This is a genomic window from Candidatus Dedyshia acidiphila, from assembly GCF_051025295.1.
Classification (GTDB): Bacteria; Acidobacteriota; Terriglobia; order Terriglobales; family Acidobacteriaceae; genus KBS-83.
In genome coordinates, this window is the sequence record NZ_JBMGJV010000066.1 from 1 (window position 1) to 11152 (window position 11152).

An 11152-nucleotide genomic window follows, 5' to 3' on the forward strand; every position below is an offset into this window, starting at 1 on the left:
CCCCCCCCCGGCAGGCAAAGAGGACTGACATGCTCAAGCTTAAGAAAATCCAGATCCTCGGTTTCAAATCGTTCTGCGACCGCACGGAGCTCATCCTGCCAGGCCAGGGCATGGCGGCTGTGGTCGGCCCGAATGGCTGCGGCAAGTCGAACATCCTCGACGCGGTCAGCTGGGTGCTCGGTGAGCAGTCCGCACGCAGCCTGCGCGGCACCAAGATGGAAGACGTGATCTTCGCCGGCACCCGCGAGCGCAAGGCTCTGGGCATGGCCGAGGTCTCGCTCACCCTGATCGACCCTGACGCATACGGCGATGGCCCCCTGAGCAGCGCTTTCCTACCCGATGAGCCTGTTACGGAAGCGCAGGGCGACTGGGACGAGGAGGCGCAGCGGCAGGCCAGACAGGCCGAGGTGGAGGAGATCATCGCCGAGGCACAGCCCGGTGTGGTGCTCGAAGGCGAAGAGCATGAAGCACCCGAAGCCGCCGTGCCCGAAGCCGCCGCGTCACCGGAACTGGCAGAGACGAACGGCCATGCCGACGCAGCACACGCCGTCGCCAACGGCGTGGTGCTCAAAATTCGGCGCCGCAAATTCCAGCGCACTCCGGCCCGCGCAGGCGAGATCATCATCACCCGTCGCCTGTTCCGCTCCGGCGACAGTGAGTACCTGCTGAACGGCAAGCTCTGCCGGCTGCGCGACATTCAGGACATCTTCATGGGCACCGGCCTTGGGCCGGAGAGCTACGCCATCATCGAGCAGGAGCGCATCGGCCAGTTGCTCTCCTCGAAGCCGCACGATCGTCGTTCCATCATTGAAGAGGCTGCCGGGATCACGCGCTTCAAGACGAAGAAGCGCCTCGCCGAGCTGCGGCTTGAGTCGGCAAAGCAGAACCTCGCGCGGGTCAACGACATCTTCGAAGAAGTCACGCGGCAGATGAACTCGCTCAAGCGGCAGGCCGCCAAGGCGGAGCGCTACGGCGCGATCCGCGATGAGTTGCGTGGCCGCCTGCGCGTGGTGCTGGCCAGCCGCCTGCGCCAGATGGATGCGACCCGCACCCGGCTCGCGTCGGAGATTGCCGAACTCTCCAGCAAGATCGATGCTGCGGCAGCACAGGTTGAATCTCTCGACCTCGAGCATGCAGCAGCAGTCACACGCGGCTATGAATTAGATGCGGCAGCCAAGGAGGCAAGCGCCCGCGCCAACCAGGCAGCCGTTGACCTCGAACGCGCGAGCGCCCGGCAACATGCCAACGAGGAGCGTATCGCGGACCTCGTCTCCCGCACCGCCGCGGGTACGGCAGAGCTTGAGCAGGCGCGACAGCAAATGGATGGGCTGACCGCCGAGCGCGAGCAGCACCGCAGCTTCCTCGAGAGCGCCGCCAGCGAAGCAGCGCGCTTTCGCGAGCAGGCCCGCGCACTCGAACAGCAGGCCCGTGAGGCCGCGCAGGCTGTCGCCCATGCAGAGCAGCGGCTGGAGGCAGAACGCCGTCGCGGATTGCAATTGCTGTCCGAAGCCGCGAACGCCCGCAGCCAGGCCAGTCAGGCGCAGGAGGCGCTGGTCGCCATTGATCGCGAAGCCGAGCGACTGCGCACCGAGATGGAAGGGGCGAAGCGCGATCTCGAAACACTCGGGCAGGAGCGCGGGCAGGCTTCGCTGCAGTTCGAGTCGGTGACCGAGACACTCACCCGCTTGGAGCAGGAGATCCGCGGCCTGCGCACTGAGATCGACCAGACCCGCGCCGCCGAACAGGACACGCGCCGTCGCGGCGATCAGCTTCGTGCCGAGGTGGCCACGCTGACCGGCCGCCGCAACTCGCTCGAGAATCTCATCCGCGAGCACAGCTACTCGACCGACACCGTGCGCAAGCTGTTCCGCGCACGCGCAGGCGCCACGCAGAGCCTCTCCGCCGTCGGCACGCTCGCCGACTTCCTCGAAGTCGAAGGCCAGTACGAAACCGTCGTCGACGAATACCTGCGCGACGAGCTCAACTACATCGTCGTGAAGAGCTGGGACGCCGCGGACGAAGGCATGCGGCTGCTGCGCACCGATGTCGATGGCCGTGCCACCTTCCTCGTTCATCCAGAAGATTCACAGGCCAAGTTCTCCTTTGCGCCCGTCGAGCCGACCGGCAGCCAGACCAGCCGCGAAGGCGTCGTACGCCTGAAGGACTGCATCCGCGTGCTTGACGGCTTCGGCACCTCTCTCGAAGCGATTCTGCCCAAGCTGCGCGAAGGCTATGTAACGCCCGATGCCGAGACCGCGCGCTCCCTCGCTCTCGAAAATCCGCGCGCCTTCTTCCTCGCTCCCACAGGTGAGTGCTTTCATAACGTAACCGTCACCGGTGGCAAACCGCGCGCCGAGGGCCCGCTCGCGATCAAGCGTGAATTACGCGATACCCAGCACAAGCTCGATGCCATCACCGCCCAGCTCGCGCAGGCCGAGACGCAGGCTGCGACACTCGGCCGCACCCTGACCGACACCACGCGAAAGCTCGAGTCGAAGAGCGAGGAGCGCCGCACAGCCGAACGCGAAAGCGCCAACCAGGGCGCCGCGCTGCGCCAGATGGAGTCTGAAGCTAAGCGACTGGAGCGCCGGCTGCAGGACTGGCATCTCGAGAGCGAGCGCAATCGCGACCAGCGCAATGCGCGCACCGGGCTGATGGAGCGCAGGCGCGAAGATGTGGCCCGGCTCGAAGCCGAGCACGCTGGCGTCGAGACGCAGCAGCGTGAGCTCGAAGCAGTGCTGACCGAGAAGCGGCTGAGCCGCGAGACGACGCAGCAGTCGTCGTCGCAGGCAGTCGCCGAGCTGGCCGGCCTCGAAGAGCGGAAGCGCGGAGCCGAGGCCTCCTTCTCGCGCATCGATCGCATGTATGCCGACCTGGGCCGGCGCGTGGTGCAGCTCGAACAGCAGCTCGCCGCAGCCGCAGCGGAGCAGGCACAGCGACAGCAGGAGAACACGACTCTCACCGCGCAGCAGCAGCAGTTCGCCGAGACACGCGAGCAGGCCACGGCCGAGACCACACGCTGGACCGAAGAGGCGCGGCTGCTGCGCGTCACCCTGCACGAGAGCGAGCAGCAACTCAAGGTGCTCCGCGCGGAAACAGACAGCCTCCGCGAAGAGCGCTCCGGCCGCGCCGCCCACGCAGCCAAGCTCGACGCCGACCTCTCCTATCTCGAAGCCGCATGCATCAGCGATCTCGGCGTGGAACCCCAGGAACTGCGCGCCGACGATACCCTCGTGTCGCTCGAAGACGAAGCGCTGGCATCGGAGGACGAAGCCTGCCGCGGCCTGAAGGCGAAGCTCGAGGCCATGGGTCCGGTCAACATGATGGCGCTCGAGGAGTACACCGAGGCCGCCCAGCGCCACACCTTCCTCGAGACGCAGCGCACCGATCTGCTCGACTCAATCGAGAACACGCAGGCGACGATCAAGGAGATCGACTCTATCTCCCGCACCAAGTTCGACGAGGCCTTCGCGCGCATCAACGAGAACTTCTCGGTCACCTTCACTCGCCTCTTCAACGGCGGCCAAGCCTTCATGCGGCTCACCGACGAAGAAAACAGTGCGGAGAGCGGTATCGACATCGTCGCCTCACCGCCGGGCAAGAAGCTGCAGAACGTGCTGTTGCTCTCGGGCGGCGAAAAGGCGCTCACCGCGCTCTCTCTGCTGGTCGGCATCTTCCTCTACCAGCCGAGCCCCTTCTGCGTGCTCGACGAAGTGGACGCGCCGCTCGACGAAACCAACGTCGGCCGCCTCGCCGACATGCTCAAGGGCATGTCGAAGGAGACGCAGTTCGTCCTGGTCACGCACTCCAAACGCATGATGACCGCGATGGACTCGATCTACGGCGTCACCATGCAGGAGCCCGGCGTGTCGAAGCTGGTCTCGGTGCGCCTCGGCCCAACCGAGCCTCCGGCCGAGCGCAACCGGCAGCGCGCCATGGCCTTCGCCTAGTCGCGTTTTGTAACTCTGCTAGTTGCTCAGCGCGCCGGCACGCCTGGTACCTACGTGCTGGAGTGGAGCAAAGAAACTGGTTCTCCGGCGTCGCTCGTTTCGCGATCGATCATGATCATAGCCAGTGAACAATGGTGCGCCTCAATGAGACGCACCATGCCAGGAAGCACGACGCTAGAATGCCGGCGGATTCCCCTGCGTCGGCTCTGATACAGACGACGCGCCCGCAAGAGCCGCGGCCAGGGTGTAGGCCGGCCCCGTTGAAGGCGTGAGAAACGGTGTCAGTGCGGCCACTGCCGAGTGGGGACCGTTGTACACCGCGGTCAATCCATCCGTCTGTTCGTAGTTCAGGTTGTTTGCCGGGTTAGTGTTGCTGATGACGCGGCCCAGCACGCGATGCTCGCACTCGATGCCCATGATTGACGCAGCCACCTTCGCGAAGTAGTCCAGCTGCTCCGCAGAGTATTTGCCGTCCGCACCCTTGTGGTCGTCGGAGTCGTTCTTGCGTGCGTGCGCTGCCTTCGCAGCGAACTCCTGGATCGCCGTCAAATACGCACCGATGAAGGCGTTCTCCAGTGCATCCAACAGGCCGGTGAAGGCGCCCAGAGTATCGAACGAACCAGCCGGGAAGTAGAACGTCTGAACAGGATCGTTGACGGCGCCCTTAATCCCGAGCAGGCTGCGCAGCAGGTTGGCGTGATTGATCTCCTCCGACAGCGCGGCGCGCACATAGGCCACATTGCCGAAGTTGCCGTCAGCGGTGACGTCAGTTGCACTGCCGCCGGGGCCGGACAGGTTCGGATCCTCAATGACAGGACCGATCAGCGCGTTGTAATAGAAGGTGGTCGCGAGATCTTCCGCGATGAGGGCAGCCGTCAGAATCTCCGTGACCGTGTCCCTGGACTGCTCGTACTCCTGCTGCTCTTCAGCAGAAGACTCGGCCAGCACCGCGGGGGCGAGCAGACCGGCTGCTGCGGTTCCCAGTCCAAAGAGACCGGCCTGGCGGAAGAAACGGCGGCGATCCAGACGAGCCTGAATCAGCGATTCCAGTTCATATTGCTTTGACTTCATTGACGGCTCCTGACACGTTCCAGCATTGGCGCGGACTGATCAGCTTGCCGGGGGAGGGTGCGAAGTGCAGAGCACGCCACTGAGTGAACGCACTACACCGTAGGGTGGATTGCACTTTCTGTGAATATCTGAAGTCGCCCTCATCCACCTGCTCGCGAAGCCGAACGCAATCCGCGCCAGCGCCGCGTTGACAAAGCAGAGTCGCCTTCAGAGAATCGAAGGGTTCACTCCCCGAGGCACGCTCCCATTGCAAACTTTGACTCAGACCGATCTCTCCGGCCTTCCCCTGCTTGCGCGCGGCAAGGTCCGCGACCTCTACGCGATCGGCAATTCTCTGCTGCTGATCGCCACCGACCGCATCTCCGCCTTCGATTACGTGCTGGCCACCGGCATCCCCGGCAAGGGCCGCATCCTCACGCAGCTTTCGCTCTTCTGGTTTGACCTGCTGCGCGACGTCGTTCCGAACCACCTGATCGCGACCGACGTCCGCAACTATCCGGCAGTCCTGCACCCGTTTCGCGATCAACTCGAAGGCCGCTCCATGCTGGTGAAGCGCGCGGAGATGTTCCCGGTCGAGTGCGTCGTCCGCGGCTACCTGTCCGGCTCCGGCTGGAAGGACTACAAGTCCACAGGCGCGGTGTGTGGCATCCCGCTGCCTGCGGGTCTGCGTGAGTCCGACCGCCTGCCCGAACCGATCTTTACGCCTGCGTCGAAAAGCCTTGGCGGTGAGCACGATGAGAACATCTCGTTCGCCGACATGGTCGATCGCGTTGGTGAAGTGAATGCGAAGCGTCTGCGTGAGTTGAGCTTTGCGATCTACGATCGCGCCTCAAGCCACGCCGCCGAGCATGGCGTCATTCTCGCTGACACCAAGTTCGAGTTCGGCGTGACCGCTGACGGCATCATCCTTGCAGACGAAGTGCTCACGCCCGACTCCTCGCGCTACTGGCCGGCCGACCAGTACCAGCCCGGCGGCCCACAACCGTCCTTCGACAAGCAGTTTGTGCGCGATTACCTGGAGCAGATCCGCTGGAACAAGCAGGCGCCCGCGCCCGCGCTGCCGGACGACGTAGTGGCGAAGACACAACGCAAGTACCTGGATGCTTACCGCCTGCTGACAGGGACAGAGCTCGACCTCGGCTAGGCCTGCGATACCATCGCCGGATGCAGGCAGTCGCAGGACCGGCCGGTTGGACGCCCTTCGACTGGGTGATCGTGACCGTATTCGCCCTCTCTGTCATCACTGCGTTCCTGCACGGCTTTTTGGTGGAGATGTTCGCTCTGTTCGGTCTCGTCGCCGGCATGATCGTGGCCGGACAGTTTTACGACCAGCTCACGCCTTGGATTGCGCAACTGATCCATGAACGCTTTGCGGCACAGGCGGCTGCTTTCCTGCTGATTGCGCTGGGCATCATGCTCTGCGCGGCAATTCTCGGCCGCTTATTGCGCTGGGTACTGCGCCGCGTCGGCCTGGGCTGGGCGGACCGCCTCGCCGGCGGCGCCTTCGGACTTGTCAAGGGCTATGTTCTGGTCGCTTTGGGTGTGGCCGCCATGGCTGCATTTTTCCCGCAACAGAGCTGGCTCGAACGGTCGCAATTGGTGCCATACTTTATGCCCGGGGCCCACGGAAGTGCTACTGTGTTGCCTCGGGAACTAAGCGGTAGAATTCAGTCCGGGCTTGAGCATCTGCGTGTGGAAGCACGGCGCAGCGTGACAGGATTGGAGCGGCCGTAATGACGATTGAGACCGGCATCAGATCTGGTCCGCAGCCAAGAGAGGGAGTTTCTGTGAAACGCGAGTTGGACAGCCTGGTCAGCCAAATGCACGCCGGAGGCATCACCTACGACGAAGCAGTGCGCGAGTTCAAGAAGCGTTTCATCTTCGAGGTGCTGGCGGCCCACCGCGGTAACCAGTGCAAGGCCGCGAAAGAACTGGGCATGCATCGCAATACGCTGAGCCGGACCATCGCCGAACTCCACATGGATCCCGCGCAGATTCGCAATGGCCTCAAGCGTCCGCCGCGTCCCGTGCGTCCAGTGCTTGAGCAGCCGAAGCAGGTGCTGCGCACCCAGGGCTGAACACCGCTCGCGCGCGCAGCTCCGTCAGGAGTCAGTGGTCATTTTGCAACCTTCCCCTCACCCATCGTCCGCCTCTGCGGATTTGCAAACCCTGCACACCCCCGAGGGCCGCGTTGCTCTGCGCCCCGGCATGCGCTGGGACGCCTACGACGCCTACCTGTTCGATATAGACGGCACCCTGCTGCGCGATCCGGGACGCGTGCACTACCACGCCTTCTCGAAGGCATGCCTCGAAGTCCTTGGCCATCCTCTGTCGCTCGAGCCGGTGAAGGTGCAGGGCTCGACCGATCCCCGCATCCTGCGCGAGGCCTTCGCCGCGGCCGGCATTGCTGAGGACACCTGGCGTCCGCACCAGCCCGCGCTGCTCAAGGCCCTCAGCGACACAGTGGAGCGCGATGCAGAGCTGATGCAGATCCGCGTCATGCCCGGCGTCATTACCATGCTCGAACGTCTCACTACCGCCGGCAAATGCATCGGCGTCGCCACTGGCAACCTCGAGTCGATCGGCTGGCTCAAGCTCGAGTACGCCGGACTGCGCGATCACATCCAGTTCGGCGGCTTCAGTGACGAGTTCGATCAACGCGCCGCGATGATCGCAGCCGCGGCGCAGGCCGCACGCGCACAGTGCGGAGACAACGCGACGCTCGTCATCATCGGCGACACGCCCTCGGACATCGAGGCCGCCCGCGCCAATCAAATTCCGGTGATCGCCGTCGCGACCGGCCGTTCCTCGTTCGAAACACTGCTCGCCCACCAGCCGGACATCTGTGCCGAGAGCCTGAGCGCACTGCTGCTGACGGGGCCCGAAGCGTGAACCGCAGCATGCTGCGCGCTGCCACCTGTGCGCTCTTCTTCAGTCAGATCTCGTTGTACGCGCAGCAGCAAACCGCCACGGCTGCGGTGACCAATAGCGCCCCGACGATCCGCGACCGGCGCGCTGCCGGCAAAGAGTACCTGAAGGGCGCCCACGCCGTGGAGCAGCAGGATCTGCGCACGGCCTACACCGCCTTCACCGATGCGGCTCGACTCGACTCCACCAATCAGGACTACCGCGGCGCAGCGGCCATCGCCAAGGCACACTTTGTCAGCGACCTGATCCAGCAGGCGGAGAAGGCGCGCATCCTGCATAAAAACGACATTGCCCGGGCACGGCTCGCAGAAGCCTTCTCCATTGATCCCGACAACCCGATCGTCGCGCAGCATGCCAATGATGTGGCCGAGATGGCAAGCGATACTGCCCAGGCCTCGTTCACGCCAGAGATCGCCGATGCTATTCAGTTGTCTCCCGATGTCACCGAGCACAGCTTCCATGTCCGCGCCGACGCACAGTCTCTATTGCGCCAGGTGCTCTCGTCCTACGGCATCCAGCCCAGCTTCGACGCGAGCGTCCCTACTCAGGTGGTGCGCTTCGACGTTGACGATCTGAAGTACCAGCAGGCTGCGCAACTGTTGCAGTTACAGACCAACTGCTTCTTCGTGCCGCTCGATCCCCATCGTGTGCTGGTCGCGAAGGACACGCGCGAGAACCGCGCCAATTACGAGCGCCTGCTGGTGGAGAGCATCTACCTCCCTGCCCTGACCACGACCGAGTTGACGGATGTCGGCAACCTGGCGCGCAATGTGCTCGACATCACGCAGGCGTCCGTGCAGCCGGAGGCGCGCCGCCTGACGGTTCGCGGGCCCGAGTCGCGCATCGGCCTGTTGAACCGCACGCTCGATGGACTGCTCGCCGGCCGCAGCCAGGTGCTGCTCGAGGTCAAAATCCTCGAAGTCGCGCGGTCACGCACGGAGAACCTGGGCGTGCAGTTGCCTCAGCAGTTCCAGGCGTTCAACCTGACGACGGTCTACAACCAGCTCCTGCAGCAGAATCAGGCCGCGGTTGAGCAGATCATCTCGAGCGGCCTCGCCAGCGCCGGTGACTTTGCCACCATCGCCGCCATCCTGATCGCCTCAGGCGCATCGGGCACGAGCGTTCTCAGTCAGGGCTTCGCCCTGTTCGGCGGCGGCCTCACCGAAACGGGACTGACGCTCGGCTCGGGCACGGCCAACGCATCGCTCAACACCAGCGACAGTCGCGCCATCGACCAGTTGCAGCTGCGTCTGCAGGACCAGGAGTCCGGTGACATCGTCGCTGGCCTGCGTTACCCCATCGTGCAGTCCAGCTACTCCAATCTGAGCAGCACATCGGCCATCGCGGGCCTCAGTGCGGCGGGCACATCCGCGCAACTCACCGCGCTCGGCCTGAACAGCGCAACCATCAGCCAGGCCATCCCGCAGGTGCAGTACCAGGAGCTCGGACTCTCGCTTAAGGCGACACCGCACATCCATCGCGACCAGACCATCGCGCTCAAGCTCGACCTGAAGGTACAGGCTCTCGGCGGCACAGCGCTGAACGACATCCCGATCATCACGAATCGTCAGTTCACGGCGGACCTCACGCTCAAGGACGGCGAGAGCGCCCTAGTCTCGAGCAACCTCACCTCATCCGAGGCGCGCGCCATCAGCGGACTGCCCGGACTCAGCGACATCCCCGGGCTCCGCTCGACCACCGACAAGAACGCGCAGAGGAGTGCGGACGAGCTGGTCATCCTGATGACGCCGCATATCGTCCGGCTGCCGCATGCCAGCGGCGCCAGCCAGGTACTGCTGGTGCCCGCGCACCAATAGTCGTTCGCAGCGCGTTAGCCGTCTTTGCGATAGAGCAGGTCGCGAATCGCCTTCCGCCGTTCAGCGTTGGCCTCGTTCTCGCGCTTGCGCTCGTCAGCGCTCAGCTTCGGCTTGTTGTCCTGGCCCGGTTCCGCTTCAGACTCCGTACACTCCGGGCAGCGATTCGCGAAGCCCGGCTTGCCAGGACGCAGCTCGAACTCCTCGCCGCAGACGACGCAGGTTTTAATAGGAAATGCCATACAAGTAGTGAATGGAGGCCGCTGCTACTGCGCGCCGCCTGCCTGTTTCAAATCGTAATCGATGATCTGCTTCAGCGTCTCATACGGAATGCCGCCAAACGGCAGGTTGCGTCCGTTGACGAACAGCGTCGGTGTCGAATTCACGCCGACCTGATTTCCCAGATGTAGCGCATCATCCACGGCGGCCTTCGTCGAGGGCTGCGCGACACACGCCTGCACCTTCGCCGGATCGAGCCCTGCCGCGGTCACCGCTCCCTGGATCGCCTGTGCCGAGCCCTGCGGGGTCAGCGACGATTGGTTCGCGTACACCGCGTCGGCGTACTTGAAATACGCCTCGTTGCCGCCGAGCTTCGCCGCGCACACACCGGCCTCGGCAGCACGCTCGGCCTCGGAGTGGATCTGCCGCAGCGGAAATTGCTCCGCCACGAACCGCGCCTGCGGGTAATCCTTCATCAGGCGCTCGACCGTGGGCTGCGCCTCTTTGCAGTGCGGGCACTCGAAGTCAGCAAACTCGACGAGCAGCAACTTCGATTGCGCAGGTCCGCGCGAGGCGCCCTTCGCCTCTCGCGCCAGCAGCGCATTGTTCGCCTCGAACGGGTGCGGACCGAAGGGCAACACCTCATCGTTCGCGATCAGGTGCTGGCCATCCGGCAGCGTCAGGAACACCAGAGCCGAAGCTTGCTGTTGCTGCGGAGCATTCTTCTCCTCGACCAGAATGGTCACCTTGCTCAGGCCCTGCACCGGCGTGGTCTGAATACCCTGCACCTGCCAAACGCGGTTTGGATCGTAGCCCCAGCTCTCCTTCAGGAACTGCTCGACCGTCTCTTTGGTCGGTGCAGTTGCTGTGAAGTCAGCCGGGTTGGGCGGCGGCATCGGCGGCAATTGGCCCGCTGGGGGAGCAGTTGGGGCTCCCGGAGCGTCGGGCGCAGCGGCCTGACCGAAGGCCGGAACAGCACAGGCGCTAAGCACTACCACTGCTGCAAACCTCGTCAAATCACGTCCCAAAAACTTCATCAATCTCTCCTGCCTGTATGTACTTCTGTAGGCCAACTCAAACCTGTACTTTGACGGCGATCGGAAACCGCCGCCCGGTGCCGAATGACTTGGCGGTCACCTTCAGCACCGGGGCCGCCTGCTGCCGCTTGTA

The 11152-nt window shown here is 64.2% G+C and carries 9 protein-coding genes; 6 read left to right on the forward strand and 3 right to left on the reverse strand.

Annotated elements, in window-relative coordinates:
- Positions 1-29: 29 nt before the first annotated feature.
- Positions 30-3950, forward strand: a complete 3921-nt coding sequence (gene smc, locus AC5IJH_RS17740; protein ID WP_491904161.1) for a chromosome segregation protein SMC — start codon at positions 30-32, stop codon at positions 3948-3950.
- Positions 3951-4124: 174 nt separating this feature from the next.
- Here the strand turns inward: smc and AC5IJH_RS17745 are convergent, their stop codons facing one another.
- Positions 4125-5021 carry a ferritin-like domain-containing protein gene (locus tag AC5IJH_RS17745; RefSeq protein ID WP_491904162.1) on the reverse strand — a complete coding sequence of 299 codons (897 nt, stop codon included), beginning with the start codon at positions 5019-5021 and terminating at the stop codon, positions 4125-4127.
- Positions 5022-5268: 247 nt separating this feature from the next.
- Here AC5IJH_RS17745 and AC5IJH_RS17750 point away from each other — a divergent pair, with 247 nt between their 5' ends.
- From AC5IJH_RS17750 to AC5IJH_RS17770, 5 genes are read left to right on the forward strand one after another with little or no spacing between them, the layout of a single operon-like run.
- Positions 5269-6165: a phosphoribosylaminoimidazolesuccinocarboxamide synthase gene (locus tag AC5IJH_RS17750; RefSeq protein ID WP_491904163.1), complete on the forward strand. Its 897-nt coding sequence runs from the start codon at positions 5269-5271 to the stop codon at positions 6163-6165.
- 20 nt (positions 6166-6185) lie between these two features.
- Entirely contained in the window at positions 6186-6755 is a 570-nt protein-coding gene (locus AC5IJH_RS17755) for a CvpA family protein (protein WP_491904164.1), read from the forward strand.
- A 53-nt stretch (positions 6756-6808) separates the two neighbouring features.
- On the forward strand, positions 6809-7099 hold the full coding sequence (locus tag AC5IJH_RS17760; RefSeq protein WP_491904165.1) for a helix-turn-helix domain-containing protein: 291 nt from the start codon (positions 6809-6811) through the stop codon (positions 7097-7099).
- A 43-nt stretch (positions 7100-7142) separates the two neighbouring features.
- Positions 7143-7913: an HAD family hydrolase gene (locus AC5IJH_RS17765; RefSeq protein WP_491904166.1), complete on the forward strand. Its 771-nt coding sequence runs from the start codon at positions 7143-7145 to the stop codon at positions 7911-7913.
- Entirely contained in the window at positions 7910-9766 is a 1857-nt protein-coding gene (locus AC5IJH_RS17770) for a type II secretion system protein GspD (protein ID WP_491904167.1), read from the forward strand. Before AC5IJH_RS17765 ends, AC5IJH_RS17770 begins: the two co-directional genes overlap by 4 nt.
- A gap of 14 nt (positions 9767-9780) precedes the next feature.
- Here AC5IJH_RS17770 and AC5IJH_RS17775 read toward each other — a convergent pair whose 3' ends face one another.
- Together AC5IJH_RS17775 and AC5IJH_RS17780 are read right to left on the reverse strand one after the other, a co-directional pair.
- Entirely contained in the window at positions 9781-10005 is a 225-nt protein-coding gene (locus AC5IJH_RS17775) for a hypothetical protein (protein WP_491904168.1), read from the reverse strand.
- Between the two features lie 24 nt (positions 10006-10029).
- Complete coding sequence (locus AC5IJH_RS17780; protein ID WP_491904169.1) at positions 10030-10878, reverse strand: DsbA family protein; 849 nt, start codon at positions 10876-10878, stop codon at positions 10030-10032.
- Between the last annotated feature and the right edge of the window lie 274 nt (positions 10879-11152).

What these genes read in the sequence shown, in the direction of transcription:
- AC5IJH_RS17745 (WP_491904162.1), bottom strand. Translation starts at nt 5,021, where the DNA reads ATGAAGTCAAAGCAATATGAACTGGAATCGCTGATTCAGGCTCGTCTG.
- AC5IJH_RS17755 (WP_491904164.1), top strand. Translation starts at nt 6,186, where the DNA reads ATGCAGGCAGTCGCAGGACCGGCCGGTTGGACGCCCTTCGACTGGGTG.
- AC5IJH_RS17775 (WP_491904168.1), bottom strand. Translation starts at nt 10,005, where the DNA reads ATGGCATTTCCTATTAAAACCTGCGTCGTCTGCGGCGAGGAGTTCGAG.
- smc (WP_491904161.1), top strand. Translation starts at nt 30, where the DNA reads ATGCTCAAGCTTAAGAAAATCCAGATCCTCGGTTTCAAATCGTTCTGC.
- AC5IJH_RS17780 (WP_491904169.1), bottom strand. Translation starts at nt 10,878, where the DNA reads ATGCCGCCGCCCAACCCGGCTGACTTCACAGCAACTGCACCGACCAAA.